Annotated in this window: 23 protein-coding genes and 1 pseudogene; 17 read left to right on the top strand and 7 right to left on the bottom strand. The window is 72.8% G+C overall.

Annotation, left to right across the window (positions count from 1 at the left end; all coding sequences use genetic code 11):
* Positions 1-47: 47 nt before the first annotated feature.
* The 3 genes from DTL70_RS03045 (at position 48) to DTL70_RS03035 (ending at position 2,811) form a co-directional block, all read left to right on the top strand.
* Entirely contained in the window at positions 48-1,217 is a 1,170-nt protein-coding gene (locus DTL70_RS03045) for an acyl-CoA dehydrogenase family protein (protein ID WP_114020252.1), read from the top strand.
* Positions 1,217-2,005: an enoyl-CoA hydratase family protein gene (locus DTL70_RS03040; protein WP_114020251.1), complete on the top strand. Its 789-nt coding sequence runs from the start codon at positions 1,217-1,219 to the stop codon at positions 2,003-2,005. Before DTL70_RS03045 ends, DTL70_RS03040 begins: the two co-directional genes overlap by 1 nt.
* A 77-nt stretch (positions 2,006-2,082) precedes the next feature.
* Entirely contained in the window at positions 2,083-2,811 is a 729-nt protein-coding gene (locus tag DTL70_RS03035; protein ID WP_114020313.1) for a TetR/AcrR family transcriptional regulator, read from the top strand.
* A 61-nt stretch (positions 2,812-2,872) separates the two neighbouring features.
* On the opposite strand, the gene DTL70_RS03030 is transcribed toward DTL70_RS03035, so the two are convergent.
* Positions 2,873-4,039, bottom strand: a complete 1,167-nt coding sequence (locus DTL70_RS03030) for an RICIN domain-containing protein (RefSeq protein WP_147266720.1) — start codon at positions 4,037-4,039, stop codon at positions 2,873-2,875.
* 441 nt (positions 4,040-4,480) lie between these two features.
* On the opposite strand from DTL70_RS03030, the gene DTL70_RS03020 reads away from it, so the two are divergent.
* Positions 4,481-5,821, top strand: coding sequence for a hypothetical protein (locus DTL70_RS03020; protein ID WP_245978945.1), 1,341 nt, complete (start codon positions 4,481-4,483; stop codon positions 5,819-5,821).
* A 35-nt stretch (positions 5,822-5,856) separates the two neighbouring features.
* On the opposite strand, the pseudogene DTL70_RS35060 reads toward DTL70_RS03020, so the two are convergent.
* A pseudogene (locus DTL70_RS35060) lies at positions 5,857-6,338 on the bottom strand (ATP-binding protein).
* A 178-nt stretch (positions 6,339-6,516) separates the two neighbouring features.
* Here DTL70_RS35060 and DTL70_RS03010 point away from each other — a divergent pair.
* The 4 genes from DTL70_RS03010 (at position 6,517) to DTL70_RS02995 (ending at position 8,719) form a co-directional block, all read left to right on the top strand.
* Positions 6,517-7,401 (top strand): helix-turn-helix domain-containing protein, encoded by an 885-nt coding sequence (locus DTL70_RS03010; RefSeq protein WP_114020248.1) that lies wholly within the window; start codon positions 6,517-6,519, stop codon positions 7,399-7,401.
* Positions 7,398-7,610 carry a DUF397 domain-containing protein gene (locus DTL70_RS03005; protein WP_114020247.1) on the top strand — a complete coding sequence of 71 codons (213 nt, stop codon included), beginning with the start codon at positions 7,398-7,400 and terminating at the stop codon, positions 7,608-7,610. Before DTL70_RS03010 ends, DTL70_RS03005 begins: the two co-directional genes overlap by 4 nt.
* Before the next feature lie 48 nt (positions 7,611-7,658).
* Positions 7,659-7,868: a DUF397 domain-containing protein gene (locus DTL70_RS03000; RefSeq protein WP_114020246.1), complete on the top strand. Its 210-nt coding sequence runs from the start codon at positions 7,659-7,661 to the stop codon at positions 7,866-7,868.
* A 167-nt stretch (positions 7,869-8,035) separates the two neighbouring features.
* Positions 8,036-8,719 (top strand): DUF4232 domain-containing protein, encoded by a 684-nt coding sequence (locus DTL70_RS02995; protein ID WP_114020245.1) that lies wholly within the window; start codon positions 8,036-8,038, stop codon positions 8,717-8,719.
* 150 nt (positions 8,720-8,869) lie between these two features.
* Here DTL70_RS02995 and DTL70_RS02990 read toward each other — a convergent pair whose 3' ends face one another.
* Positions 8,870-9,961 carry a citrate synthase 2 gene (locus tag DTL70_RS02990; RefSeq protein ID WP_114020244.1) on the bottom strand — a complete coding sequence of 364 codons (1,092 nt, stop codon included), beginning with the start codon at positions 9,959-9,961 and terminating at the stop codon, positions 8,870-8,872.
* A 516-nt stretch (positions 9,962-10,477) separates the two neighbouring features.
* Here DTL70_RS02990 and pdxH point away from each other — a divergent pair.
* Both pdxH and DTL70_RS02980 read left to right on the top strand, forming a co-directional pair.
* The gene (gene pdxH, locus DTL70_RS02985; protein WP_114020312.1) at positions 10,478-11,125 is read left to right on the top strand and encodes a pyridoxamine 5'-phosphate oxidase; all 648 of its coding nucleotides are present in this window, start codon (positions 10,478-10,480) and stop codon (positions 11,123-11,125) included.
* A 539-nt stretch (positions 11,126-11,664) separates the two neighbouring features.
* Positions 11,665-13,191, top strand: a complete 1,527-nt coding sequence (locus DTL70_RS02980; protein ID WP_114020243.1) for a PAS domain-containing protein — start codon at positions 11,665-11,667, stop codon at positions 13,189-13,191.
* A 76-nt stretch (positions 13,192-13,267) separates the two neighbouring features.
* Here the strand turns inward: DTL70_RS02980 and DTL70_RS02975 are convergent, their stop codons facing one another.
* Complete coding sequence (locus DTL70_RS02975; protein WP_114020242.1) at positions 13,268-14,095, bottom strand: SIS domain-containing protein; 828 nt, start codon at positions 14,093-14,095, stop codon at positions 13,268-13,270.
* Positions 14,096-14,294: 199 nt separating this feature from the next.
* Here DTL70_RS02975 and DTL70_RS02970 point away from each other — a divergent pair, with 199 nt between their 5' ends.
* Entirely contained in the window at positions 14,295-14,990 is a 696-nt protein-coding gene (locus tag DTL70_RS02970) for an iron-dependent transcriptional repressor DtxR (RefSeq protein ID WP_114016103.1), read from the top strand.
* A 426-nt stretch (positions 14,991-15,416) separates the two neighbouring features.
* Positions 15,417-16,328 (top strand): alpha/beta fold hydrolase, encoded by a 912-nt coding sequence (locus DTL70_RS02965; protein WP_114020241.1) that lies wholly within the window; start codon positions 15,417-15,419, stop codon positions 16,326-16,328.
* 446 nt (positions 16,329-16,774) lie between these two features.
* Here DTL70_RS02965 and DTL70_RS02960 read toward each other — a convergent pair whose 3' ends face one another.
* Entirely contained in the window at positions 16,775-17,482 is a 708-nt protein-coding gene (locus DTL70_RS02960) for a bifunctional DNA primase/polymerase (protein WP_425470306.1), read from the bottom strand.
* A 354-nt stretch (positions 17,483-17,836) separates the two neighbouring features.
* Between DTL70_RS02960 and DTL70_RS02955 the strand changes: the two genes are divergently transcribed.
* The 4 genes from DTL70_RS02955 to purU all read left to right on the top strand — a co-directional run bounded on the left by DTL70_RS02955 (position 17,837) and on the right by purU (position 23,454).
* Positions 17,837-19,231 carry an NsdA family TPR-like regulatory protein gene (locus DTL70_RS02955; RefSeq protein WP_114020239.1) on the top strand — a complete coding sequence of 465 codons (1,395 nt, stop codon included), beginning with the start codon at positions 17,837-17,839 and terminating at the stop codon, positions 19,229-19,231.
* Positions 19,232-19,397: 166 nt separating this feature from the next.
* Complete coding sequence (locus tag DTL70_RS34725; RefSeq protein ID WP_114020238.1) at positions 19,398-21,821, top strand: hypothetical protein; 2,424 nt, start codon at positions 19,398-19,400, stop codon at positions 21,819-21,821.
* 151 nt (positions 21,822-21,972) lie between these two features.
* Complete coding sequence (locus DTL70_RS02945) at positions 21,973-22,410, top strand: SCO4402 family protein (RefSeq protein ID WP_425470305.1); 438 nt, start codon at positions 21,973-21,975, stop codon at positions 22,408-22,410.
* Between the two features lie 135 nt (positions 22,411-22,545).
* The gene (gene purU / locus DTL70_RS02940) at positions 22,546-23,454 is read left to right on the top strand and encodes a formyltetrahydrofolate deformylase (protein ID WP_114020237.1); all 909 of its coding nucleotides are present in this window, start codon (positions 22,546-22,548) and stop codon (positions 23,452-23,454) included.
* Positions 23,455-23,481: 27 nt separating this feature from the next.
* Here purU and DTL70_RS02935 read toward each other — a convergent pair whose 3' ends face one another.
* Both DTL70_RS02935 and DTL70_RS02930 read right to left on the bottom strand, forming a co-directional pair.
* Positions 23,482-25,035 carry a zf-HC2 domain-containing protein gene (locus tag DTL70_RS02935; RefSeq protein WP_114020236.1) on the bottom strand — a complete coding sequence of 518 codons (1,554 nt, stop codon included), beginning with the start codon at positions 25,033-25,035 and terminating at the stop codon, positions 23,482-23,484.
* Positions 25,032-25,604 (bottom strand): RNA polymerase sigma factor, encoded by a 573-nt coding sequence (locus tag DTL70_RS02930; RefSeq protein WP_114020235.1) that lies wholly within the window; start codon positions 25,602-25,604, stop codon positions 25,032-25,034. The genes DTL70_RS02935 and DTL70_RS02930 overlap by 4 nt, the downstream gene beginning before the upstream one ends.
* A gap of 401 nt (positions 25,605-26,005) precedes the next feature.
* Between DTL70_RS02930 and DTL70_RS02925 the strand changes: the two genes are divergently transcribed.
* A complete protein-coding gene (locus tag DTL70_RS02925) occupies positions 26,006-26,386 on the top strand; it encodes an STAS domain-containing protein (RefSeq protein ID WP_181856434.1) in 381 nt (126 codons plus the stop codon).
* The last annotated feature ends 149 nt before the right edge of the window (positions 26,387-26,535 follow it).

The raw sequence follows: 26,535 nt of genomic DNA, 5'->3' as shown, positions 1-26,535 counted from the left end.
GGGGGAGGGGCCAGACACCGCACGCAACCACAACGAAGGGACGCACCATGACCCACGGTCTGATCGAAACCGAGGAACAAAGCGCTCTGCGCGCCTCGGTGGCCGCCCTCGGCAAACGCTACGGGCGCGCGTACTTCGCCGACGTCGTCGCACAGGGCAAGCACACCGACGCACTCTGGCTGGAAGCCGCGGAACTCGGCTACCTGGGCGTCAGCCTGCCCGAGGAGTACGGGGGCGGCGGCGCCGGCATCCAGGAACTCTCCCTCGTCCTGGAGGAACTCGGCGCGGCCGGCTGCCCCCTGCTCATGATGGTGGTCTCGCCGGCGATCTGCGGCACGGTGATATCCCGCTTCGGCACCGACGAGCAGAAGCGGGCCTGGCTGCCGGGCCTGGCCGACGGCACCCGCAAGATGGCGTTCGGCATCACCGAGCCGGACGCCGGCTCCAACTCCCACCGCATCACCACCACGGCCCGCCGCGACGCGGCGACCGGCGACTGGCTGCTGACCGGCAGGAAGGTCTTCATCTCCGGCGTCGACATCGCGGAGGCGACGCTCGTCGTCGGCCGCACGGAGGACGCCCGCACGGGCAAGCTGAAGCCCTGCCTGTTCATCGTCCCGCGCGACGCGGCCGGCTTCACCCGCCACCAGATCGACATGGAACTCGGTGCCCCCGAGAAACAGTTCGAACTCGTCCTCGACGACGTGCGGCTGCCCGCCGACGCGCTGGTCGGCGACGAGGACGCGGGCCTGCTCCAGCTGTTCGCCGGCCTGAACCCGGAGCGCATCATGACGGCGGCCTTCGCGCTCGGCATGGCCCGCTACTGCCTCGAGCAGGCACTGGACTACGCCCGCACCCGCCAGGTGTGGAAGGAACCCATCGGCGCGCACCAGGCGATCGCCCACCCCCTCGCGCAGGTCCACATCGAGGTGGAGTGCGCACGCCTGATGATGCAGAAAGCCGCACGGCTGTACGACGCGGGTGACGACATCGGCGCGGGAGAAGCGGCGAACATGGCCAAGTACGCGGCGGGAGAGGCGTGTGTACGCGCCGTCGACCAGTCGGTGCACACCCTGGGCGGCAACGGGCTGACCCGCGAATACGGCCTGGCACAGATGATCACGGCGTCCCGGGTGGCGCGGATCGCGCCGGTCAGCAGGGAGATGATCCTCAACTACGTCTCCCACCAGACCCTCGGCCTCCCGAAGTCGTACTGATGGGCACACCGGAGGGGGACGTCGTCACGGTGGCGTCCCGCGACGCCGTCCGCACCCTCACCCTCGACTCGCCCCACAACCGCAACGCGCTCTCCACCCGCCTGGTGGCCCGGCTGCATGAGGAGATGCACCGCGCCGAGGCCGACCCCGGCACCCGCGCGGTGCTCCTCACCCACACCGGCACCACGTTCTGCGCGGGCGCCGACCTGAGCGAGGCGAGCGCCGACGACGCGCCCACGGACGCCCCCCTGGGCCTGGCCAGGCTCCTGCGCACGCTCGTCGCGTTCCCCAAACCGGTGGTCGCCCGGGTCACAGGGCACGTCCGCGCGGGCGGCACAGGACTGCTCGCGGCGTGCGACATCTCCGTGGCCGGACCGGGCGCCACGTTCGCCTTCACAGAGGCCCGCATCGGCGTCGCCCCCGCCGTGATCTCCCTGCCGGTGCTGCCGCGCACGGACCCGCGCGCGATGGCCCGGTACTACCTGACGGGCGAACGGTTCGACGCGGCGGAAGCCGCCAGAATCGGCCTCGTGACGTGCGCGGCCGACGACCCCGACGAAGCCCTCGCCCCCATCCTCGACGGACTCCGGCGCGGCTCCCCCCAGGGCCTCGCCGCGTCGAAACAGCTGGTCACCCGAGACGTACTGGCCGCGTTCGACCGCGACACCGGTACGCTCGCCGAACTGTCGGCGCGGCTGTTCGCGTCCGACGAGGCACGCGAGGGCATGACGGCCTTCCTGGAACGACGGGAGCCCGAGTGGACGGTGCGGCAGACCCCCGCGCGGTGAACCGCACGGACTCCCGTGCGGCAGGCCGCGCGGTGGACCGCGCCGAGAACCCACGCACGGGGACGGAGAGCGAACGGATGCGCAGCGGACGTACGGCGGCGAGCGAGGGCACGCGCAGCGGACGTACGGCGGGTGGAAGCGTTCCGGGCGAGGGCGCGCGGGGCGGGCGCGCGACGGGCGCAGGCGCGCCGGGTGAACGCTCCCCCGGCGAGCGCGCGCCGGGAGCCCGCGGGGCCGCGCCGAAACAGGACCGCAGCCGCGCCACCCGGCAGCGGCTGCTCGCCTCGGCCGTGACCTGTCTCGCCGAGCGGGGCTGGACAGGCAGCACCGTCACGGTGGTGGCCGAACACGCGGGCGTCTCGCGGGGCGCGGCCCAGCACCACTTCCCCACCCGCGAGGACCTGTTCACGGCCGCCGTCGAATACGTCGCCGAGGAGCGCTCCCGCGCCCTGCGCGAACTGCCGACGCCCGCCTCCGTGTACGCCGCCGTCGAAACGCTGGTCGGCCTCTACACGGGCCCCCTCTTCCGCGCCGCCCTGCACCTGTGGGTCGCCGCCTCCAACGAGCCGCAGCTCGGCCCCCGCGTCACCGCCCTGGAGGCCCGCATCGGCCGGGAGACGCACCGGATGGCGGTCGCGCTGCTGGGCGCGGACGAGTCCCGCCCCGGCGTACGCGAGACCGTGCAAGGCCTGCTCGACACGGCCCGCGGCCTGGGCCTCGCCAACCTGCTGACCGACGACAGCGCCCGACGCCGCGGAATCGTGGCCCAGTGGGCCCGCCTCGTGGAGGCGAGCCTGCGGAGCTGATGCCTGGGCGTCACCGGGTCGGCCGGTGACGGTCCAGGTGCTCCAGGACGGTCGTCGGCCGTCAGTCGAGCTTCCAGGCGTGGTCGTCCTTGGGGTTGCAGTCCGCCAAGCCCAGGTGTGCGAAGCGGCCACCGCTGCCGAAGTGCTCGCCCCAGACGTCAATGCACCGGTCGCTGCTCTTGACATTGCGGATCCAGTACTTTCCACCGCCCCGGCTGTCGAGCCACCAGAGCTGGTTGTCCGCCCTGGACATGTCGCATTTTCCCTCGGTGAGGGGCGAGGCCCCCGGAGCGTTTCCCTTGCCGGCCGCGTCCATGCACAGGCCGTCCGTCTTGTTCCGTATGACAAAGAGGTGGGAGCCGCCCGGCCCCCCTCCCTTGATGCTCACTTGGAATTCCCATTTCTGGTTGTCCCCGGTGGAGTGGCAGCCGGCCTGGTTGACCGGGCCGCCGACCTTGCCCTTGCCGCGCCCCGGTACGTCGGCGCAGAAGTTGGTCATCGCGTTCCGCAGCAGCATGGGCTTGGTTTTCGACGGTCCTCCCGCCACCACGGCGCCCGGCTTCTTCTCGTGCTCGGCCTCCGCGGCACTCGCCTTCTCGTCGGGCTCCTTCTCGCCGGCCTTGTCCTCCTTGTCGTGCTCGGACTTCTCCGTATCCGGGCTCTCGGAAGCATCGGCGGCGCGAGACGGCGCGGGTGACGCAGGGACGTACTGACCGGGGTTGCCGTCCTCACTGTCCTTCGGCATCGTCACGCCCGAGGCGGTCTTCGAGATCTTCTCTTCTTCGTCGTCGTCGTTCGCCCCCATGACGAGGAACGGAACCGCGATCAGGAATGCTCCGGCGATACCCGCGCCGGCGAGTATCGCCTTGGAGGGGCGGCCCGAGGGCGGCTGCCCGCCGCCGACTTGGGCGCTACCGGACCGGTCCGGCGGATTGCCACTCGCGCTCGCGGCCGCAGCGTCGCCGGATCCGGCCGGTCCCTGTCCGGAGCGGGCGGAGGCGGGAGCGGGGGCGGAGGTGTCGGCGGTGGCGGAGCCCGGGGCGGTGGCCGCGTCGGGTGCGTCGAGAGCCGCCGCACCCGTGGAGGGAGCGGGGGAGACCTCCGCCTCACCTTCACCGCGGGCGCGTCCGGGAGCCTCCTGGTTCTCTTCCTCCCGTTTCTGCCGCCCTTCCGGCTCTTCCGGCTGCCCGGCCGGGTCCAAACGGACCGGTTGGCCGGACCGCGGCATGGCCGCCTCCAGGTCTCCGGCGACACCGGGTGCGGGGACAGCGCGGCGCACTTCAGGGGCGACTGGGCCCGTGCTTTCCTCGTGAGGAGGCATTTTCTCTCCGTTCGATGCTGCTCATCGCGGTGCTGTTCATCGATCAGCCGCCGACCAGCCGACATGCGGAAGGGACAGAGGGGACGCTCGTGATCGGGTGTGCTCCTGCCCCTTACCTGAAGTGAGCGGAGCTGTCCAGAACTTGGCAGCCTACCGGGACGAGTCCCCTCCGGGCGGCCCTCCCCCTCCCACGCCTCCACACCGCTCCCCGAGGACATGAAGAACCCCGAGCCCTTCGTCAACGCGGTCGGCGTGGGCTGACCGCCTCGGCGGGACGCTGAACACTTCCGGCCTCGCGGACGTGTAGCCGTTGCGTGTATCCCTCGGCACACGGAGAAGGAGAACGTCATGCCTCCCACAACGCCGCCGGAGCCCGGCCTGCCCCCCGCGCAGGGCACGTTCCCCGCGCAGGGCCCGCCCCCCGCGCAGGGCCCGCCCCCTGCACCGAAGTCCGGCGTGCCACGGCGCCGTCTCGTGCTCGGGGCGTCCGCTGCCGCACTGCTGGCGGCGGGGTGCAGCGTCGGAAAGGACGAGGGAGGCGACCACGAAGGCGACGGGACTCCCGACCGCCCAGCGAGGGCCCCGAGCGGCATCCTGGGTGTCAATTTCAACGAGGACCCCACGGAGGTGAGCTTCGAGAGGCTGCGGGGCGCCTCCGCGAGCTGGGTGCGGGGCTTCTTGCCGACGCTCCAGGTCGACCGGGGCCCGGCGGAGGAGCAGCGGGCGGTCACCAGCCTGCTGGAGGCGCACGCACACCACTACGGCACGGTGCTGTCGCTGAAGTTCCCGTACCAGCAGCGTCGGCTTCCCGCCCCGGGCAGCATGGCGATGGACACCGAGCTGGCCCGCGTGGAGAAGGTGGCCCGCGCGGTGCTCGGCAAGGTCGACATCCTCGCGGTAGGCAACGAGCCGTTCCTGGAGACGCGGCGGTCCGACCGTGAAGGTCCCGCCCTCAACAGGTTCTACGAGCACGTGGCCGAGCACCTCATCGCGTACCGCGAGAAGCACTTTCCCAAGGGGTGCAGGACCCGCCTGTACATGGGTGCGCTCAACCATCTCGACAACCCTGCCGAGCGGACACCGGCCACCCGGCGGTGGCTGGAGTTCGTCCACGACACGCGGGAGCTCGAAGGCGTCGACATCCACCCGCACGTGGCGTCCCTCGACGCCGCCCAGCAGTACCTGGACTACGTGCTCCCGCACCTGCGCTCCGACCAGAAGTTCCTCGCGACCGAGTTCTCCCTGGTTCTCACCTGGCGTGCCCACATGCGGGACAGGATCCCGCCCCGGTTCGCCCGGCGGTACGGCGTCCCCCCGGACACCCGAGTGTGGCAGCTTCTGCGGAAGGCGGCGGACAGCCCCTTCCCGCAGGACAAGTGGGACGCCTTCTTGTCGATGAGCCCCTGGTTCCACAGGAACAGGCACTACCTGCGCGACCAGGTCCAGCGCTTCCGCGACACGGGGAAGCTCGCGGTGGCCACGTACGGCGTGGCCCAGGGAGCCGCCATGGTCCGCGACATCGGCCCCGACAAACACCCCTGGATGCTCAACAGCCTCTACGCCACACGCACCGTCCGGCAGGGCCCAGACGGCTCGACCGGCCGTACCCACCCCTGGTTCGAGGACTTCACCTCCCTGCAACGCAAGACCGACCGCCTCCCCGTACGCACGGGCACGACCGGCACCTGAGCCCGCGGGCGAACACCCCTCGTGCGCGGGCCCGCTCACTCGGGCAGGTCCAGTTCCGCCCACAGCGTCTTGGTGATCAGATCGTTCACCCGCTCTCCCCAGCGGTGGGCCACCGCGTCCACCAGCACCAGCCCACGCCCCGACTCCTCCTCCGGGTCCGGCAGCCGACACGGGCCCGAGGGCAGGGGCTTGTCCGCGCGGGCGTCGGTGACCTCGACGCGCAGCACCGGCCCCGTGCGGTTCCGGCCGCGCCGAGTGTCAGCCGCAGCCGGAAGTCCCGGCCGATGCTGCCGCAGTGCCGTACGGCGTTGGCCGCCAACTCCGCGACGAGGAGCGCGGCCGTGTGGGACGCCGCGCTCCGGTACGGCACACCGCGTTCGTCCAGCCACTGCGTGGCCAGCAGCCGCGCGAGGCGGGCGCCCCGCCGGGTCGAACTGAGCTGCACGGCGAACGTCGACGACACCGCCACCGGCCGTGGTGGCGCGGACTGGCGAATTTTCTGCGTTTGCGGATTCATGGCGTGACCGTCCCGCTACGCGACTAGCGTTCACCAGGTCGCAAGCGCGTGCCCCGGCCACGGGTACGGCGGCGTACGTCTTCCGCGCGGGGATGTACGGGCCGTACGCCGTGACCACCGCACGGCGAACGGCGTTGACGCTGAGACCCGTTGAGGGCGCACAAGGACGTGAGAGCGTATGACCGTTGCCAACCGGAGGAAGGACGGCCGCGCCGTCCCCTCACCGCGTACGGTGGACGTAGCCCACCAGCGCAAACGCGAGGACGACCGCCCAGGCGTGTGGGTCGCCTACGGCAAGCTGCTGCGGAAGTTCCGCAAGGCTGCGGGGTATTCGCAGGAGGCCCTGGCCCCACTGCTGGGTTACTCGCCCGAACAGCTCGCCTCGGTCGAACAGGGCCGACGCGCCGCGAAGGCGCCCCTCACGGAGGCCGCAGAACGGGTGTTGAACGCGGGCGGCGTTCTGACCACCCTCCAGGAGGACGTGGACCTGGCGAAGCTGCCCCCGTTCTTCCGGGACTTCGTCCTGCTGGAGATGGAGGCCGTCAGCCGGTTCGGATACGACCCGTTGCTGGTTCCGGGGCTGTTGCAGACGGAGGCGTACGCTCGCGCCCTCTTCGAGGGGCACGTCCCCGTCCTCGGTGAGGAGGCCGTCGAGGACAACGTGAACATCCGCCTGACCAGGCAGAAGATCCTCACCAGGGGTCCGCTGGTGGACTTCTCCTTTGTCATCGGAGAGGCCGCGTTGCGCCAGGAACTGGGCGGGCCGGACACGATGAGGGGGCAGTACCGACACCTGATGGCGATGGGCAAGCTCCGGAATGTGGCAATCCAAGTGGTACCGATCGGCAGCGGTTTCCACGCGGGGCTTACCGGGGGGTTCGTGCTCGTGGAGACCTCTGAGCACCGGCAGTACGGCTACTTCGAGTCACAGGACATCGGCCACGTCGTGAGCGATGCCAAACATGTGAGTACATTCGCTCTGCGGTATGGCAAGCTGCGATCACAGGCGCTGAACGTCGAGGATTCAGCAGCTTTCATCGAGCAGTTGGCAGGGGAACGATGACGAACGAGCAGGAGACAGCTGGGCTCCACGCGCTGTCCTGGTTCAAGAGCAGCTACAGCGGCTCGTCTGGTGCCAGCGACTGCGTGGAGGTCGCGCACACCGTCGGTGCCGTCCACGTCCGTGACTCCAAGGTGCAGCGCGGCGCTGTCCTCTCCGTGCCGTCCGCCGGTTGGGCGGACTTCGTTGCCTTTGCGGAGCAGTCCGCGTAGGCAGGCCCGAGGGGAGTCAGCGGTCTTCGTTTAATCGGAGGGGGAACGATGACGAACGAGCAGGAGGCAATCCGGCTCCGCGAGCTTTCCTGGCACAAGAGCAGCTACAGCGGACCGGATGGCGGCAACTGTGTGGAGGTCGCCCACGGCGCAGGTGCCGTGCACATTCGTGACTCCAAGGAACAGCGCGGTCCCGTCCTCTCCGTATCGTCCGCCCAGTGGGTGCGCTTCATCGGTTTCGCGGGGCGGCCCGCGTAGGCAGGCTCGACGCGTCGGCCCCGCACCACGCGGGGCCGACGTCCGCTGTTACAGGTCGCGGACAAAGTTTCGTGAACTCTGATCGTCGGCGCCGCATCACATCTCTCGTAACGCACTCCACACGACGGGGAGCGCGGGGCGAGGGCCCGCGCCGGGAAAGAGGGATCATGTCCGCCATGCTCAACCGCGCTGTTCGTTGCACCGCTGCCGTGCTGGCCGTCGTCGCGGTGGGCGCGGGTGCCACCGCGTGCAACTCGTCCTCCGACTCCTCGGCCTCCAAGGGCGGATCCCAGTCCGCGGAGAAGGACAGCGGAAAGGGCAAGGTGCAGGAGGCGTCGGGGGTCAAGATGAAGGAGACGGCCGCGAAGGGGTCGCGTACGGACGCGATCAACGTCTCCTCGGGCAGTGCCAGCAAGCGCTGCCACACGGGTGAGCTGGACTTCAAGTGGGGTGGCCCGCACGGCGGCCGTCCGGACATGGAGGCCGACTACCAGCAGGTGGCGAGCATCCAGATCGAGAACGACGGCGGGCGTACCTGCACGCTGCGCGGTTTCCCGGGCGTGCAGCTGGTCAGCGAGTCCGGCGACACGTGGGACCTGCGGCGTTCCTCGGACACGCCGAGCACCATGACGCTGAAGCCGGGCGAGTCCACGGCCGCGGTGTCCATGAACATCCTGCCGGTGCCCGAGGGCATGGAGGGCCCCAAGCGCTTCGCGCCGAGCAAGGTCCTGGTCACCCCGCCCGACGAGACCTCGCACGTCACCCTCGACTGGCCGTACGGCGGTGCCATCCTCGACCAGTCGGGTGCCACCCGCCCCGGCACGTTCGTCAACCCGATCGGCATCGGCTGAGCCCGCTGAGCCCGCTGAGCCCGCCGCGGTTCTCGCCCGCCGTCACGGCCGCACCACGCGCAACGCAACGCAGCGCGGGTGCGGCCGGCGTCGTTTGGGGCGAGGCGCGGCCGGACCGACCGGTTGCTGACCCCGACCCCCGGGTCGGGATCAGCTCGTGTAGCCGTCGACGTCGCGGGGGCCGCGGGGGCCGGGCCCCACGTACCGGGCCGACGGCCGCACCAGTCGGCCCGTCCGCTTCTGTTCCAGGATGTGGGCCGACCATCCCGCGGTGCGGGCGCACGTGAACATCGAGGTGAACATGTGGGCCGGTACCTCGGCGAAGTCGAGGACGATGGCCGCCCAGAACTCGACGTTGGTCTCCAGGATCCGGTCGGGCCTGCGGGCCCGCAGCTGAGCGAGCGCGGCCTTCTCCAGCGCCAGGGCGACCTCGTACCGCGGAGCGCCCAGTTCCTTGGCCGTACGCCGCAGCACCCGGGCGCGCGGGTCTTCGGCGCGGTAGACGCGGTGGCCGAAGCCCATCAGCCGCTCGCCGCGGTCGAGTTGCCGCTTCACGTAGGCGTCCGCGTCGCCGGTGCGTTCGATCTCCTCGATCATGCCGAGGACGCGGGAGGGCGCGCCGCCGTGCAGCGGGCCCGACATGGCGCCGACGGCGCCGGACAGCGCCGCGGCCACGTCGGCGCCGGTCGAGGCGATGACGCGGGCGGTGAAGGTGGAGGCGTTCATGCCGTGCTCGGCGGCGGACGTCCAGTAGGCGTCCACGGCCGCCACGTGCTTGGGGTCGGGCTCGCCGCGCCAGCGGCGCATGAAGCGTTCGACGATGGTGTCGGCCTTGTCGATCTCCTTCTGCGGCACCATGGGCAGGCCCTGGCCGCGTGCGGACTGCGCCACGTAGGAGAGGGCCATCACGGCGGCCCGCGCCAGGTTGTCCCGTGCGGTGGCCGTGTCGATGTCGAGCAGGGGTTTGAGGCCCCACACGGGCGCCAGCATCGCCAGAGCCGACTGGACGTCGACGCGGATGTCGCCCGAGTGCACGGGGATGGGGAACGGTTCGGCGGGCGGCAGGCCCGGGTTGAAGCCGCCGTCGACCAGCAGCCCCCACACGTTGCCGAAGGACGTGTGCCCGACGAGGTCCTCGATGTCCACGCCCCGGTACCGGAGCGAGCCGCCTTCCTTGTCGGGTTCGGCGATCTCCGTCTCGAACGCGACGATTCCCTCGAGCCCGGGTACGAAGTCGGACATCTGGCGGCTCCCTCTTCAGAGCGCCGCCAGGAACAGCTGGCGGCGGAACGACCTGCTGGCATGGGCTGCGCGGGGGCAGCGTGGTCTGCTGTGCGGGCGGCGCGCGGTTCCGCTGCCGCGTCCCGCGGCTCACGGACCGGGTCTCCCCTCGGTCATGCCCGTCTGGGCGGATGGTCACGCTCCGCGGCCCCGTGGCCCAAGCGCCCTGCCGGACGGAGCGGCAACCATAGCCCCTGACGTGCGGACCTCACAGCTCCCCGCGCAGGATTCTGGCGGCTCGCGGCCCCGTCGGGGAGGGTGAGAAGTGGCACAGGGGCCGATTCGGGGCCCTCAGGTGTGCAGCGGGTGACCACCGGGCAGACTGTCGGACCGCGGCCAGGGCCGATGCTGCAAGATGGCGGCGTGCCTCACGCTGATGACGCTGCCGGCCACGCCGCCGGCAAGCCCGCTGACACCGCCGTCGGACACCCCGCCGGCCAGGCCGATGACGACTCCACGACCTTGGACCCCGCGGTGATGCGGGCCCACTACCGCGACGCGGGGCTCGACGAGAGCGACCTCGCGCCCGACCCCGTCACGCAGTTCGCGCACTGGTTCGCACAGGTGCGGGCCGCGGGGCTGCACGAGCCCAACGCGATGATCTGCTCGACCGCCGACGAGGACGGCCGGCCCAGCTCCCGAACCGTCCTGCTCAAGAAATACGACGAGCGGGGCTTCGTCTTCTTCACCAACTACGGCTCCCGCAAGGGCCGCGAACTGGACGCCAACCCGCGGGTGTCCCTGCTCTTCCCCTGGCACGGCATCGCCCGCCAGGTGATCGTCTCGGGTACGGCCGAGCGCACCGGACGGGACGAGACCGCCGCCTACTTCCGCACCCGCCCGCACGGCTCCCAACTGGGTGCCTGGGCGAGCGAGCAGTCCTCCCGGGTGGCCTCGCGCGAGGAGCTGGACGCGATGTTCGCCCGGCTCGCGGAGCGCTACCCGGAGGGCGAGGACGTGCCGGCGCCCGCCCAGTGGGGCGGCTACCGGGTGCGCCCCGAGACGGTGGAGTTCTGGCAGGGCAGGGAGAACCGCCTGCACGACAGGCTGCGCTACAGCCGCCGTACGGACGGCGGCGCGGAGGGTCCCGTCGACGGCTGGCGGATCGAGCGGCTCTGCCCCTGAGGGGTGGGCTCGCGGCGCTGAGCCTGGCCAGGCCGGGTCCAGCGCCGAGCCGGGAACGAGGAGGGCAGCAGAACGGCCCGTGGGCGACTCCCTTCGCCGAAGCGAACGGCGTCGGTCGGACGAGTCCGACGAGCCCACGGGCCGGGTGACTGCTGTGGATTGGCCGGCGAGCCGGCGTCACGCAGTGGCGTCGGCCTTAGGCCGCAGCCACCTCACACGTCCGGTGATTGATCATCAGCCGGATCACCTCCTTTCCTGTGTGCTCCACACCGTAGGCACCGCCCCGGGACACCGGCAAACGATTTTCGGGACGGATTTCCGGGAGGCCTCCAGGACGGGTTTGGGTCCGGAGCCGGGCTCCGGCCCGGGCGCCGCGCACCGGGCGGTCCGGGTCCGTCACCGGCCTCGCCCGCGCGGATGAGTTTCGGGGCGACAACGATTTACGGGAACTCACTGTGCTCTGCGTCACGTTCGAGTTGAATGATCCGTGAACACTCCGTCGCTGTCCGCGACGGCAGAGCATCTAGGGGGGTGCCGAGGTGGCCGCTCGGTCCGAGACACACTCCGCGTCGTCCTCGGACGGCGACGACGGCGGACCCGACGACGAACTCCTGCTCGCGGCGCTCCTGGACGGCATGGACGCCGCCCTGTGCGCCTTCGACGCCGACGGAGTGATCACCCACTGGAACCGCGAGGCCGAACGCATGCTCGGCTGGTCCCAGGAGGAGGCCGTCGGCCGCCAGGGGCTCGCGGGGTGGGCGGTGCGCGCGGCCGACGCCGAGGACATCGAGAGCCAGCTGCTGGGCGCGATGCGCTCGCCCGGCCGCCACCTCCACGAGTTCGCGCTGCTCACCAAGGACGGCGGACGGGTGCTCGTGCGCATCCAGTCCTCCGGCGTCACCGGGGCCGACGGCCGCGCCAAGGGCGTCTACTGCGCGTTCAGCGAGGTGCACGCCCAGATCGACCTCGAACGCTCCATCGCGCTGAGCGAGGCGCTGCTGGAGGACGCCTCCTGGGGCGTCGTCCTCGTCGACGCCGACCTGCGCCCCACCGTCGCCAACGCACACGCCGCGCGCGCCTTCCGCGCCCCCGCACGCGCCGCCATGCTCGGACGCCCCCTGGGCGAACTGCTCGACCAGGGCATGGAAGAGCTCGAAGGCGCCCTCCAGCACGTCCTCGGAGAGGGCTCGCCACCGGCCCCCGCCGAGATCTGGGTGACGCTGCGCGCCCCCCTCACCGACGGGCCCGACGCGGGCACCCGAGGCGCCGGGAACGCCTCCGGGCACGCGTCGGAGGCCGGGGCCGAATCCCGGCGCCGCTGCTGGCGCAGCGGCTTCCTGCGGCTCGCCTCCCCCCTCGCCGAAGAGCCCGTACCGCTCGGCGTGGCCTGGCTCTTCCAGGACGTCACCGCGCACAAACGCGCGGAGCGCGACGCGGCGCGGCTTCACTTCCGCGACAGCCAGCTGCACCGCGCGGCACGGGCCGCCGCCGAGTGCCCCGACCCCATGGAGGCCGCACGCCTCCACCTGGAGTTCGCCCTCGCCGGATTCGCCGACCGCGCGCTGCTCGACCTCGCCGCCGACCCGGGCCCCGAACCCTCCCCGACGCTGGACGCCTCGCTGGACGCGCTGCCGCCCAGCGACACCCGGCTCGTGCGGGCCGCCTCCACCCCCGTCGCCGACCGCGGCCGTGCACCGTACATCGAGGCGAACGCGCCCAGCGGCATCCCCGTCGCCTACACCGAAGGGCACCCCGCGCTCCAGGCCTACCAGCGCTGCACCTCGGTCCGTGCCAGCGGCGGCACCAACACCACCGCCGCACACGAGGCGGGCGAGTGGGCGCGCGCCCGCAGCTGGCCCGCCGGGACCGTGCACGGCCTGTGCACGGTGCTGCGCTGCCGGGGCCGCTCCCTCGGCGTCGTCACCTTCCTGCGGGAGGCGGGCCGCCGCCCCTTCGACCGGGAGGACGCCGACTACGCCGAGCAGACCGCCGCGCTCGTCGCGGTGGCGGTCGATCTGGCGGGCGTACTGGAGAGGCGGGGAGCCGACCACGGGTACCGGCACTGAGCCGGTGGCGCCGGTGGCGCCGGCGTCAGCGGTGGAGGACCGGTATCGGGCGGTGGATGGACGTGGATGGACGGTGTCAGCGGTAGAAGATCCGGTCCGCGTACTCGTCCATCACCTGGGCGTTCCAGTCGTGCCCGCCGTCCACGTTCCCCGAGCGCAGCATCGGCGGCTCGACACCCCGGCGCACCAGCTCACCCGTCGCCTCGGCGACGATCGCCTGCATCAGCGCGCTCGTGACCACCGTGGACGCCGGAGCGAACGGCGCCTCCACCCCCTCGGCGGTCAGCTCCGCGTCCCCCAGGGCGATACGGCTGTCGACGACGAGGTCGCAGTGGTCCTTGAGGAACGTGCCCGTGCTGTGCCGCGAGCGCGTCTCGCGCGCGTACGCCACCGACGTCACGCCGACGACCTTCAGCCCCAGCGCCCGCGCGTTCATCGCCAGCTCCACGGGCAGCGCGTTGCGGCCCGAGAGAGAGATCACGATCAGCACGTCACCCGCGCGCGCCGGGCTGGAGTCCAGCGCCGCCGCCGCGAGCCCCGAGACCCGCTCCAGCGCGCTGCCGAGCGTGGCGGGCCGCACGTCGACCCCCACCGCGCCCGGAACGTTGAGCAGATTCATCACCGCCAGGCCGCCCGCCCGGTAGACGGTGTCCTGCGCCGGCAAGGACGAGTGCCCCGCACCGAAAGCGAAGACCCGGCCACCCTCGGCAACCGTGCGCGCGAGCAGGGCGCCCGCAGCACGGATGTTCCCCGCCTCACCGTCCCTGACCTCGGACAACAGCGCGATGGCCGCGTCCAGGAAATCCCCGGCAAGCGTCGTCCCCGTGCCTGTGCCCGTGCCCGTGCCCGTCCCCGTGTCCGCCGCCGTTCCCGCCCCCGCACCCGCCCCGCCGCCGTCACCCATCGCGTCGCCCCTCGCCCCTCGCCGCTCGTTGACCGGTCCCGTTCCGTAGTACGGCGATCACGTTGAGGTCTGGACCTGCTTCTGTCAACTGGTCGGCGCCGGCTGTCAATACCGTCTCCGCCCTTCCGCGGGACGGTTGTCAGCGGGATGCGTCAGAATTGCTAGCAGGGCCACCGCACAAGCTGACTAGGGGCTACGCATGTCAGGACTCATCGACACCACGGAGATGTATCTCCGCACCATCCTGGAACTCGAGGAGGAGGGTGTGGTCCCGATGCGTGCCCGCATCGCGGAGCGCCTCGACCAGAGCGGGCCCACGGTCAGCCAGACCGTCGCCCGTATGGAACGGGACGGACTCGTCACGGTCGCCGGGGACCGCCACCTCGAGCTGACGGAGGAGGGCCGCAGGCTGGCCACTCGCGTCATGCGCAAACACCGGCTCGCCGAATGCCTCCTCGTCGACGTCATCGGCCTGGAATGGGAACAGGTCCACGCCGAGGCCTGTCGCTGGGAACACGTCATGAGCGAGGCCGTCGAACGCCGCGTGCTCGACCTGCTGCGCCATCCCACCGAATCGCCGTACGGCAACCCCATCCCGGGCCTCGGCGAACTCGGCGAGAAGGGCGACGTCGACCCGTTCCTCGACCACGGGCTCGTCTCCCTCAACGACCTCGACGCCGAGGGGGACGGCAAGACGGTCGTCGTCCGCCGGATCGGCGAGCCCATCCAGATGGACGCCCAGCTCATGTACACGCTGCGGCGGGCAGGGGTGCAGCCCGGCGCCGTCGTCAGCGTCAGCGCCGGCGCGGCAGGGGGTGTCCAGGTGGGCAGCAGCGGCGAGGTGGCGGAGCTGGGGGACGATGTGGCGGCGCACGTCTTCGTCGCCAAACGCTGAGCGCCCCACCCGCGGGGCGGCGGAACGAAGCCCCCCGCGAGACGAAGGGGAGGAAAGGGAGAAGGCGGCTGTCTTCCCAAACGCTGGTCGGCGTACCAGAGTTGCCGGAACACAACGGCGCCGAGCCCCCTCGGGCGGAAGGGAGCCACCGATGCGGCGCACGCCGACCACGGCATCTCCACCGAGCAGGCGGGGCCCCAGCGCCTTCGGTCGCCGGAGCCCCGCCTCCCCATGTCCCCCCACGGCGACCCGGAGCCCCGAGCCCTCAGGGTCTGCCGCCCTCCCGGTTCCTGTCTCCCCCGGGGAACGGCGGACAACCCCGCGCCCGTGTCACTCGAAGGTGGGGTGTTCGCCGTGATCACCGGCTGTTCGAATAAAGGTTCGATAGGCTGAGACGGCGGTCACAGGAGTGGGGGACTCACACGCATGGTGCGACGGATCGACGTGACGGGGGCGGACGCAGTCCGCTTGGCCGCCTGGGAATTCGCGGACCCACCCAAGACGGGCCCGGAAGCCAGGCCGCGCCCCGCCGGGCCCTCGACCCCGGCGCGGAGCGCCCGCGCGACCCCCGGCGTGCTGTTACTGCACGGCCTGATGGGCCGCGCCTCCCACTGGGCGGGCACCGCCCGCTGGCTCGCGGACCGCTACCGCCCCGTCGCCCTGGACCAGCGCGGACACGGCCGCAGCGACAAACCCGAGGACGCCCGCTACGACCGTGAGGCCTACGTCGCCGACGCCGAGGCCGTTCTCGAACAGCTCGCCCTGGGCCCCGTCGCGCTCGTCGGCCACGCCATGGGCGCGCTGACCGCCTGGCAGCTCGCCGCCAAACGGCCCGACCTGGTGCAGGCGCTGGTCATCAGCGACATGCGGGCCTCCGCGCTCGGCGAGCAGTCCCAGCACGAATGGCAGCACTGGTTCGACTCCTGGCCCGTACCGTTCGCCACGCTCGCCGACGTCCGCAAGTGGTTCGGCGAGGACGATCCGACGCTGGAGCGCTCCCGGCCCGCCCGCGGCGCCTACTTCGCCGAGGTGATGGCCGAGGGGGAGGACGGCTGGCGGCCGGTCTTCTCCCCCGGCGTGATGATGCGGGTGCGCGAGACGTGGATCCACGACGCGCACTGGGACGAGCTCGCCCAGGTGCGCTGCCCGACCCTCGTCGTCCGGGGACTGGACGGAGAGTTGGGCAGAGCCGAGGCCCAGGAGATGGTCCGGGTGCTGCCGCGTGGGATCTACGCCGAGGTGACGGAGGCGGGCCACCTCATCCACTACGACCAGCCCGAGGAGTGGCGCCGAGTAGTCGAACCCTTCCTCCAAGCCGCCCTCCCCTCAAAACCCTGACCTCTCCCCACCCGCCCCCTCACCGCGGACCGCCGGCGTGCGCCCGCCGGCGGGGACTTGGCGGCGGTGTGGCCTGCCGGTGGGGTGGCCTGCCGAGCGGTGTGGCCTGGCGGCGGTGCGGCCCGCCGAGCGGGGTGGCCCGCGGCGGTGCGGCCCGCCGAGTGGGGGTGGCCGTCGGCAGGATGGCCCGCTGGCGGGGTCGTGGCCCGTCGGGCGGGGGTGGCCTGGCGGCGGGATCGTGGCCCGTCGGGCGGTTTCCCGTGCGAATGTGCCGCCCGGCGGAGGGCGGGGGAGCGGCCTGACGGCGCGGGCCGGAGCGCTGCGGGGGCGTGAGTCGGTGAAGCTCTCCGGCGGAGCGTGAGTCGGGGGAGGGGCACCCCCGGCGGGGGTGCTCCCCTGGTGGGGAATCCCTCCCGGCGGACGGCACCCCCGCGGTGGGGGAGAAGTCAGGTGCCGTCGGCCGCCAAGGTGCGGTCGACGGCTTCGCGGGTGCATGCGTAGGCCAGCGTGGGCACCAAGTCGTCGGCGCCGGGCAGCCAGCGGTTGGCCGCGTTGGGTTCGCGGGCCCACTGGACGGGTCCGCGCGCCCCCAGGCGCGTGGGCGGGGCGGCCACCCAGTCGCCCTCTCCTTTGGTCCGCAGGTCCAGCCCGGCGGGTGACCAGCCCAGGCGGCGGAGGGTGTGCGGCACGGTGGCGGCGGCGCCGGGCAGGACGAAGAAGGTCATGCGTGCGTCGGGTGAGCTGGTGACGGGGCCGAGGGGCGCTGCCATGCGTTCGAGTCGGGCGAGGGCGAGGCAGCCGGCGGTTTCGGAGACCTCCAGGGCGTCGAAGGCCCGTCCGGTCGGCAGTAGGACGGCGGCGCGGGGTGCGGTTGTCCACAGGTGGCGGGCGGTGGTGGCGCTTCCCGTGGTCTCGTCCGTCCAGCGGGGGCGCGCGGGGTGGGCTCCGGGCGCGGGGCAGGCGGGGTCGGCGCACGTGCAGCGCGGTGCGCCGTGCACCGTCTCCAGCCAGGTGCCGGGGAAGACGTCCCAGGCGCGCTCCCGGGTGTAGCGCAGGGCGTGTTCGAGGGGGGATGCGGCGGGCGGTGCGGTCCGCTGGCCGGGGATGCGCCGTTGCGTGGTCACTGCTGGGGTGCGTGTGCGGGTCTCTTCCACGACCATCACAACTTTTGGTCCGGTCGGGGGTTACGGGGGCAGAGCGGGGCGTGCCGAGGCGCGCGGTGGGAGCCCGGGTGGCCTGGTCCTGGTGGCGGGGGCGCGGGTGGGGCAGTCCGCGCTCGGGGCAGCGCATGGGGGCATCTGTGGGGGCGCGTGCACGAAAGAGCGGTCTTGGTTGGGTAGACCCTCTGTGGTGCGTTGTGCCGAGAGGGTGCCGGTTGGCAGTGTTTCGCCGGGTAGACACAGGCTCGTGGCATATGCGTCACCGGGGGGTCGACAGCTGAGCGGGTGCCGGCGGCGCAGCTGAGCAAGTAGGGGAGCAGGCAGGCCTTCACGATGGAGGGGGACCGTATGGCCGCCAGGCCGCTCGTCGCGAGGCAGCCCAATGAACGGCTGCAGGCGCTCATCCAGGAGGCCGCGTGCTCGAACGCGGGGCTCGCCCGCAGGGTCAACATGTGCGGCGCGGAGCACGGTCTGGATCTGCGGTACGACAAGACGTCGGTGGCGCGCTGGCTGCGCGGCCAGCAGCCGCGCGGGCGTGCCCCGGGCATCATCGCCGAGGCGTTGGGCCGCAAGTTGGGCCGCACGGTGACGATCGACGAGATCGGGATGGCCAACGGCAAGAACCTGGCCTCGGGTGTGGGCCTCCAGTTCGCGCCGACGGTGGTCGGCGCGGTCGAGCAGGCGTGTGAGCTGTGGCGCAGCGATGTGGGGCGCCGGGATTTCCTGAGCGGTTCGACGGTGGCCGCCTCGGCGCTGGTCGAGCCCAGCAGGGACTGGCTGATCACCCAGCCCGACCACCAGGTCGCCCGCGCTTCGGGGCCGCGGGTGGGCGCTGTGGACGTGGCGGCCGTGACGTCCATGACAGAGGCGCTCTCGCAGCTGGACCACCGCTACGGCAGCGGCCACATCAGGCCCGTGGTGGTGCACTACCTCAACAGCGTGGTGTCGGGCCTGCTGGCGGGTTCGTACCGGGAGTCGGTCGGCAGGTCGCTGTTCGCCGCCGTCGCGCGGCTGACCGAACTGGCGGGCTACATGGCCGTGGACACCGGGCAGCACGGTCTGGCGCAGCGTTACTACATCCAGTCGCTCCGGCTCGCGCAGGCGGCGGGGGACCGGGCGTACGGCGGCTACGTGCTCGCCGCGAGCATGAGTCATCTGGCCGCCTCCCTGGGCAACCCGCGGGAGATCGCGCAGCTGGCGCGCGCGGCGCAGGAGGGGGCGCGCGGGCGCGTCACCCCGCGTGTGGAGGCGATGTTCCACGCGGCGGAGGCCAGGGGGCACGCGCTGATGGCGGACGAGCGCGCCTGCCAGAGCGCGGTGAACCTCGCGTTGAGTGCCATGGAAGCGGCCGACGCGGCGAAGGGTTCGGGGGACGACCCGCCCTGGATCGGCCACTTCGACCGCGCCTACCTCGCGGACGAACTCGCCCACTGCCACCGCGATCTCGGCCAGGCGCGGAGCGCGGCGGCGCGGGCCGAGGAAGCCGTCGCGGGGCACCCGGAGGGCCGGGCCAGGCGGCGCGCCATCGGTCTGTTCCTGCTGGCGGGCGCGCAACTCCAGCAGCGGGAGGTCGAACGCGCCTGCCACACGGGTACGCAGGCGGCGCAGTTGCTCGCCGGGCTGCGCTCGGACCGGGGTGCGGAGTATCTGGACGACTTCCGGCAGCGTCTGGAGCCGTTCGCACGGGAGGCCGTCGTGCGGGAGTTCGCCGACCGGCTGGAGCACGCGCGGGCCGCCGTATGAGTCCCGGGCGCCTGTGGCGTCATGCGCGCTATGACGGCCTTTAGGGGTATTCACCCGGATATGAGGGGAAGGAAGGGTGTCCGCACATCTGGGTGCGTGGTCCCCCCTTCGGGGTAACCGGTAGCGTGAGCCGACGATTCCGTCGGCATGCGAACGAGGAGCCTCGGTGACAACGCACAACGGACGCGGACAGGACGGGACTTCCGGCTCTGCCGGTGACCCGCTGCCCGCTTCCACGACCCCGTACGAGGGTGTCGTGCTGCCCGCCAACGGTGAACCGTGGACTCCTCAGCAGCAGCGCGAGGCACAGGCCGAGCGCGACCGGGTGAGCCCCCCGACCGGCCAGCCGTGGGGCCAGCCCTGGGGCCCCGACTCCGCGCCCGCCTCCCCGTCCCCGCACAGCCCCGGCTACTGGGGCCCGCCCGGCGGCGAGGCCGACCCGGGCGCGGGGCAGCTGGACGCGGGCGCCCACGCCGCAGGCCCTGGCGCCCTTCCGAGCGGCGGGGGCGCCTACGGTGGCGGTCCCGACGCGGGCGTCTACGGCGGCGGCCCGGACGCTTACGCCGGCGGCCCCGACGCGAGCTCTTACGGTGGCGGTCCGGGCGGGTACTCCTACGGCGCCCACGGCGACGCGGCCTACGGCGGCTCCGGTGACGCGGCCTACGGCGGCGGCTCAGGCGGTACGGCCTACGGTGGCGGCCCAGCGGACGCGGGCTCGTACGGCGGCGCGGTGCCGTCGGCCGGCGGTACCTACGGCGGTGCCGGTGTGGCGCAGCCGCTGCCGCCCGAGGGCACGCCTGCCCGTCCCCCTCACCCTCCCTCGGTGCCGCCCGCCCAGGGCGCGGATCCTGGCGCGCTGCCGCAGTCCGCTCCCGCCGGGCCTTCGCGCCAGGGCGCACCGCACGGACACGGGGGGTACGCACAGCCGCCCGGCACCCCGCACGCCCCCGTTCCCGGGCAGCAGCCAGGCGCGGCGGCGTTCGGGCAGCAGCCGGCCGGCGGCGCCGGACCCCTGCCGCAGCCGGGTGCACCGGGAAGCTACCCGCCCCCACCGGGAGGCCCGCCCGCTCCGGATGCCTTCCCGCCCGCACCGGGCGGCCCGGGACAGCCGCAGGCCGGGGGCGTGCCGCAGCCCGGTGGGGCGCCGTACGCGGGGCCGGCCGGTGCGCAGGGCCCCGGCGCGCCCGTGCCAGGTCCAGGCCCCCTTCCGCCAGAACCTCCCGCCTCCCGTGGGCGGCACGCGCTGCCGCAGACGGGCGAGGCGCCGCAGCTGCCCGCGCAGGCCGGGAACCATCCGGAGTTTCCGCCCGCGCCGCAGCCGCCGGGGGCGGGCCCGGACAGCGAGTCCACACAGCTCTTTCCGCCGTTCCCGGCAGGGGACCCGCAGGGGCACCTTGCGGCGCCCACCGGGTCCGAGGACGGCACGCAGCTCCTTCCGCCGCAGCCCGCGGGCCCGGTGGGCGGCCCGGACAGCGAGGCGACCCAGTTCATCGCGCCCGTACCCGGTGGCGGCGAGGCGACGCAGATGATGCCGACCCCCGAGCCGCCTGCGGACGGCGGCGCGTCCGGCCCCTCCGGCTCAGGTGAGCGGCGCCCGCTGCCGGAGTTCGAGAGCCTCTTCAGAGCCGAACCGGGGCAGTCCGCCTCGACGTCCGCGCCCGGCGCGGGGCCACGCGGTACGGGCGACGACGAGCCGGGCTCGACCCAGAACCTCCCGCTCTTCGACCCCGCCGCCGAGCAGCAGGCCCCGCCGCGCGGCGGCTACGGCTACCCCCAGCCCGGTGCGGGCCCGCGGAGCGGCTACGGCTATCCGCAGCCGGGCTCCGGTCCGCGCGGCGGCTACGGCTACCCGCAGCAGCCGGTGGGCGGGCAGCGGAGCGGCTACGGCCACCCGCAGCCCGGTGCGGAGCAGCAGCAGCCGCAGGGCGGCCGCGCCGCGGCCCGGCGGGGCGGCGACCGCAGCCGGCGCCGGGTGCCGTCGGGCGTGCTGATCGCCGGCGGTCTCGCGGGTGTCGCGGTGATCGGCCTGGTGGTCGGCGGGCTGCTCCTCGCGGGCGGCGGGGGCGGCGGCGGTGACGACAAGCCGCAGGCCTCCAGCGCACCGGCGGGGGAGGAGTCCTCCAAGGCTCCGGACCCGGCCGAGGCGCAGGCCAAGAAGCTGGACGCGCTGCTGGCGAACAGCAACAACAGCCGCGCCACGGTCATCCGTTCCGTGGAGAACATCAAGCAGTGCAAGGCCCTGGACAAGGCCGCCAAGGACCTGCGTGCGGCGGCCAGGCAGCGCACCGGGCTGGTGCGGCGCCTCGGGGAGCTGAAGACGAACGCGATCCCCGACAGCGGGCAGCTGACCGCCGCGCTCAAGAGCGCGTGGAAGTCCTCGGCGTCAGCGGACAACCACTACGCGGCCTGGGCGGATCAGGCGGGCGGCAAGAAGGGCTGCCACAAGGGCAAGGCCAAGCCGACCAAGCAGACCGCCCAGGGCAACACCGCGAGCGGCACCGCGACCACGGCCAAGAAGAAGGCGGCGGGGCTGTGGAATCCGACGGCGAAGAAGTACGGGCTCAAGGAGCGCCAGTTCGGCCAGCTGTGAGGCCACCGCGAGGGGCCCGAGGGGCCGTGGCCCGTCAGGCCAGGGCCCGCGCCGTGGCCGGTGTGCGCGGAACGTAGGGTCGGTGACCATGCAGCAAGCAGCTACCACGAAGTCTTCCCGACGTGGCCGTCGTTCCACCACCATAGGCGGTATGCCTGTCAACGACGTGCCCTGGTGGCGCTGGCGCAGCAACGTGCGCTCGGCGCTGCACATGCTCTCCGACCAGACGTTCCAGCAGGAGTGCTGGCTGGCGGGTCGCCCCGGATACGGTGACGTGACCGACGCCGTCTACCGCCTCGTCGAGGACACCTGGCTGGACAACTGGTCGGCGGAGAAGTACGTCGGGACGATCTTCCGTGACGACCAGGAGGCCGAGCTCGTCGACGCGGCCGTCCTGCGGGTGCTGCGCCTCATGCACCAGGTGGGCGCCGACGCCCCCGTGGCCTCGTACCTGGAGCACCAGGGCTGGCCGGACGCGGTGCGGGCGGCGCGCGAGGCCCATGTGAGGCTCGCCACCGCCGACGGTGACGACCCGGACGAGCCGCCGCGTTCCCTCGAAGTGCTGGCGATCATGCTGCGGGCGGTGTGAACGCGCCACGGGTGGTGTGAGCGCGCTGCGGACGGTGTGATCGTTGCGGCGTACGGCGGCGTACGGCGGCGTACGGCGGGTCCGCCCGCGGGCGGTGTGCCGGGGCATCCGCCGCGATGTGCCAGTCTTGAGGCCATGAGCCAGCCGCACCCCGTTCCCGACGAGACCGGCAACCCGGAAGAACGCCGTGAAAGCGGACAACCGGGTCAGTTCGTTCTCACTCTCTCGTGCCCCGACAACACGGGCATCGTGCACGCCGTCTCCAGCTACCTGTTCATGACCGGCTGCAACATCGAGGACTCCCAGCAGTTCGGGGACCGCGACACCGGGCTCTTCTTCATGCGCGTCCACTTCACCGGCACCACCACGGTGGACAAGCTGCGGGCCAGCTTCTCCGCGGTCGGCGACTCCTTCCGCATGGACTGGCAGATCCATCGCGCCGAGGAGCGGATGCGCGTCGTGCTGATGGTCAGCAGGTTCGGGCACTGCCTCAACGACCTGCTCTTCCGCTCCCGCATCGGCGCGCTCCCCGTCGAGATCGTGGCCGTCGTCTCCAACCACACCGACTTCGCCGAACTCGTCGACTCCTACGGCCTCACCTTCCACCACATCCCGGTGACGAAGGCCACCAAGCAGGACGCCGAGCAGCGGCTACTGGAGATCGTCGAGCAGGAGCGCGTCGAACTCGTGGTGCTCGCCCGCTACATGCAGGTGCTGTCCGACCACCTGTGCAAGGAGCTGTCGGGGCGGATCATCAACATCCACCACTCCTTCCTGCCGAGCTTCAAGGGCGCCAAGCCGTACCACCAGGCACACGCGCGCGGCGTCAAGCTGATCGGCGCCACCGCGCACTACGTGACGGCCGACCTCGACGAGGGCCCCATCATCGAGCAGGAGGTGGAGCGGGTCGGCCACGACGTCACCCCGGAACAGCTCGTCGCCGTCGGCCGCGACGTCGAGTGCCAGGCCCTCGCCCGCGCCGTGAAATGGCACAGCGAGCACCGCGTCCTGCTCAACGGCCACCGCACCGTCGTCTTCGACTGACCCGTTCGCCCTCGCCCCCGGTGGCGCTCACATGCGGGAGAGGGACGCGGCGGCGAAGAGCACGTCGCGGATGGCGTCCCGATCGCCGTCCTGCCCGGCGGCAGCCTCCAGCGGGGGTACGTGCCCCGCGGCGAGCTGGCAGAACTCCAGGGAGTCCAGAGCGACGTGGGCGACCGTCTCCTCGGGCCCCGCGCGTGCCCCTGGGGAGTCGAGCGGCAGATACCAGTCGCCACCGCCGTCACCCTCGACCTCCAGATGGAGTGTGCGGCCCGGAGCGCCGGCCGGGGCGAGCCCGCGCGGTGGCGGAGCCAGCCCGGCCCGGCGGCGTGCGGCGAGCGCGCCGGGCAGCTGGCGCGCGGCCAGGTCGACCAGCGGCGTCAGATGGGCGGCGACGGGCGGCCCGTAGGGGTAGTCCACCGCTTCGGCGATGTCCTGGGCGTGCTTCCAGCACTCGAAGGCCCGGTCGAGGAACGCGTCGGGCAGCGGCAGGGAGAAGCCGCCGTAGGACACGAGCCGGGTACGCGCACTCGTCTCCGCCGTATCCGCTGCTCCTGCCGTATCGGCCGCACCGCCGGCGGCTTCGGGGCCTTCCGCCTCGGCGGCGGTGAGGAAGGAGACGTCCCGGATCATGGCGTGGCTCTGCTCCCGCCACGGCCTCCGCGCGGCCGGCGTGTGCGGGGCGGCACGATCGAGCGCCCAGTAGAGCTCCGTACGCGCCTGCGGGCCCGCGTCGTGTTCGACGCGCAGCGCTCCGTCGGGCAGCGGGTCGGGCAGGCCGAGCCCGGCCGCGACCAGGCCGTCCACCGCGAGCAGATGGCCGAGTATGCCGGCGACCGTGGTCTCCCGGTCCGTCTCCCGGCGCCCGTCGAACCAGCGCAGCCGCACCGGCGCGCGCCACTCGTCCCCGGCCATGTCCCGCAGCAGCGCGTCGAGACGGGCGGTCTCCGCGTCGAAGGGCGCCGCCCAGACGGGCAGCGGGATGCGGGCGGGACGGCTCTCGAGGCAGCCTTCGAGAACCTGGGCGCGCAGCTCCGGATCCAGGTCGAGGCTGTCCTCGGAGTGCAGCAGACCGACGGCGTCGCGCAGCCGCAGCGCTTCGTCGGCGCAGGGCGCGCAGTCGGTGAGGTGCGCCTCGACGGCGGCGGTCTCCTCGGCCGAGCAGGCCGCCAGCGCCCAGGCGCCGAGCAGCGACTTGAGCACGGTGTGGTCGAGCGGCTCCGACGCGCGAGGTGGACCGGGACGTGGGCGCCCGGACGGCGCGTCCGGCCGGCGGGAGGCCCCGAACGCCTCCGCACGACGGGAGACGTCGGGGGCGTCGTACGCGTCGGCCTGGCGCGGCACCTCGGGCGGGTGCGGGCCGGAGAGGGGCGAGAGGTCGGACGCGGCGGCCTGGCGCGGCACGCGATACGCCTCGGAAGCCGTCCCGCGCTCTTCGGGCCTCTCGGCCCCCTCGGGCCTTCCAGCCCCCTCGGGTTCCTCGCTCAGCTCCGGCTCCTCGGACAGGCCGGGTGCGGCGGACTCGCGGGTTCCGCGCGGGGCGCGCGGCGGCCCCTGGCCGTCGGGGTCTGAAGGGCCGCTCATCGTCGGCCCCTCGGACCCGGCGGCGCCATGGCGGGCCGGGTCATGGCGGAGGAGAGGAGCTGGAGACCCAGCCGCAGACGCCGCCTGGCCTCGTCCTCGGTGACACCGAGGGTGTCGGCCGCCTGCCGGTAGTCGCGCCGCTGGAAGTAGGCGAGCTCCAGGGCGGCGCGCAGCGAGGAGGGCATGGAGGTGACGATGTAGTCGGCGCGGGCGGCGGTCGCGGCGGCCCGTACCTGTTCCTCGATCCGTTCGGCCTCCTCGGGCGAGCAGGGCCCGTCGCTGCGCTGGAGGCGGCGCAGCCTGCTCGTCGCCGTGCGCTGGGTGAGCGCGGCGATCCATGAGCGCATGGGGCCCTCGCGGGGGTCGAAGGAGTGCGGGTTCTGCCAGATGTAGGCGAAGACGTCCCGGGTGGCGTGGTCGGAGGCCTCGTCATCGTCCAGCACGCGGTGGGCGAGGCTGTGGACGAGCGAGGCGAAGCGGTCGTACAGCTCGCCGAGCGCCGCCGCCTCGCCGCGCTCCAGGCGCTGCTGCATCTTCCGGTCCCAACGCGGTGCTGTGTCGTGCGCCATGCTGCCCCCCAGCTCTCGGCGTCGCCTTCCGCTCCCTGTGGCGCGGTGCCGCCGCGATCGGCGGTTCCGCTTCCGCTTCCACTCGTGTGATGCCCGTCAACCCCTCGAATGTAGTGCGAGCCACTGACAGCGCACGCCCCTTTGCCGCAACGCGCTCCCCTGGGCCGTCGCGGACAGTGCGGTTTCCGTCACGTACGGCATGTGCACGGTGGGGGCGAACGGGGGTAGAGAGAAGGAAGATACGCGTGCTGCCGAGAGTTATGGGGGCGTGACCACAAGTTCCCGCAGGTTTCCCGGGGTAATACCTCAGGACGGCATAGGGTCGTTCCCTGGGACCAGTTTTGGAGGGGGCGCGCAGGGCAGCCGACTGCTGTAGGCGATCGACGAAGGGGTTGCGGGGAGTGTCGTTGAAGGTGCTGGAGGAGGAGCGCGGCGCGTGGGCCGTGCTCCGGGTCTCAGGTGAGCTGGACCTGGTCACCTCGCCCGCGGTGCGGCAGCACGTGCACGACGCGGTGGCCGAGGGACGCAGGAGTCTCGTGCTGGACCTGTCCGACGTCCTCTTCTGCGACTCCAGCGGAGTGGGCGTGCTGATCGCTTCCCGACGGCTGATGCGCTCCTGCGCCGGCCGCCTGCGGCTGATCCTGCCCGCACGGGGCGCCGAGGAGGGCTCGCACGTGAACCGGGTGCTCTCCGCGCTGGGCGTGCGCCGTCTCTTCGACTGCTACCCGGACCTGGAGGCGGCCACCGACGCCCGCGCCGCCACGGGCCCCCTCACCGCGTAGCATCCGCCGGCGGCCGGCCGCGCCACCCCTACCCGCTGCTGCCTGCTATCCCGTTACGCGGTGCGCGTTACCCGTTGCGCGCCTGTCGCCGCGTGGGACTCGTTCCGGCCGTTCCGGCCCTCCCCGTCGCTCCGGCCGTTCCGGCCCTG

It is taken from the genome of Streptomyces diacarni, from assembly GCF_003323715.1.
Classification (GTDB): Bacteria; Actinomycetota; Actinomycetes; order Streptomycetales; family Streptomycetaceae; genus Streptomyces; species Streptomyces diacarni.
Note: the sequence above shows the minus strand (reverse complement) of the source record. Positions and strands in the feature narration are given on the sequence as shown.

Coding starts and splice junctions, on each gene's coding strand:
- pdxH (WP_114020312.1), top strand. CDS start 10,478: ATGCGGGCCCACTACCGCGACGCGGGGCTCGACGAGAGCGACCTCGCG.
- DTL70_RS03005 (WP_114020247.1), top strand. CDS start 7,398: ATGACGAACGAGCAGGAGACAGCTGGGCTCCACGCGCTGTCCTGGTTC.
- DTL70_RS02990 (WP_114020244.1), bottom strand. CDS start 9,961: ATGTCCGACTTCGTACCCGGGCTCGAGGGAATCGTCGCGTTCGAGACG.
- DTL70_RS02970 (WP_114016103.1), top strand. CDS start 14,295: ATGTCAGGACTCATCGACACCACGGAGATGTATCTCCGCACCATCCTG.
- DTL70_RS02930 (WP_114020235.1), bottom strand. CDS start 25,604: ATGGCGCACGACACAGCACCGCGTTGGGACCGGAAGATGCAGCAGCGC.
- DTL70_RS02945 (WP_425470305.1), top strand. CDS start 21,973: ATGCCTGTCAACGACGTGCCCTGGTGGCGCTGGCGCAGCAACGTGCGC.
- DTL70_RS02955 (WP_114020239.1), top strand. CDS start 17,837: ATGGCCGCCAGGCCGCTCGTCGCGAGGCAGCCCAATGAACGGCTGCAG.
- DTL70_RS03000 (WP_114020246.1), top strand. CDS start 7,659: ATGACGAACGAGCAGGAGGCAATCCGGCTCCGCGAGCTTTCCTGGCAC.
- purU (WP_114020237.1), top strand. CDS start 22,546: ATGAGCCAGCCGCACCCCGTTCCCGACGAGACCGGCAACCCGGAAGAA.
- DTL70_RS03030 (WP_147266720.1), bottom strand. CDS start 4,039: ATGCCGCGGTCCGGCCAACCGGTCCGTTTGGACCCGGCCGGGCAGCCG.
- DTL70_RS03045 (WP_114020252.1), top strand. CDS start 48: ATGACCCACGGTCTGATCGAAACCGAGGAACAAAGCGCTCTGCGCGCC.
- DTL70_RS02935 (WP_114020236.1), bottom strand. CDS start 25,035: ATGAGCGGCCCTTCAGACCCCGACGGCCAGGGGCCGCCGCGCGCCCCG.
- DTL70_RS02965 (WP_114020241.1), top strand. CDS start 15,417: ATGGTGCGACGGATCGACGTGACGGGGGCGGACGCAGTCCGCTTGGCC.
- DTL70_RS03035 (WP_114020313.1), top strand. CDS start 2,083: ATGCGCAGCGGACGTACGGCGGCGAGCGAGGGCACGCGCAGCGGACGT.
- DTL70_RS03010 (WP_114020248.1), top strand. CDS start 6,517: ATGACCGTTGCCAACCGGAGGAAGGACGGCCGCGCCGTCCCCTCACCG.
- DTL70_RS02975 (WP_114020242.1), bottom strand. CDS start 14,095: ATGGGTGACGGCGGCGGGGCGGGTGCGGGGGCGGGAACGGCGGCGGAC.
- DTL70_RS02995 (WP_114020245.1), top strand. CDS start 8,036: ATGTCCGCCATGCTCAACCGCGCTGTTCGTTGCACCGCTGCCGTGCTG.
- DTL70_RS03040 (WP_114020251.1), top strand. CDS start 1,217: ATGGGCACACCGGAGGGGGACGTCGTCACGGTGGCGTCCCGCGACGCC.
- DTL70_RS03020 (WP_245978945.1), top strand. CDS start 4,481: ATGCCTCCCACAACGCCGCCGGAGCCCGGCCTGCCCCCCGCGCAGGGC.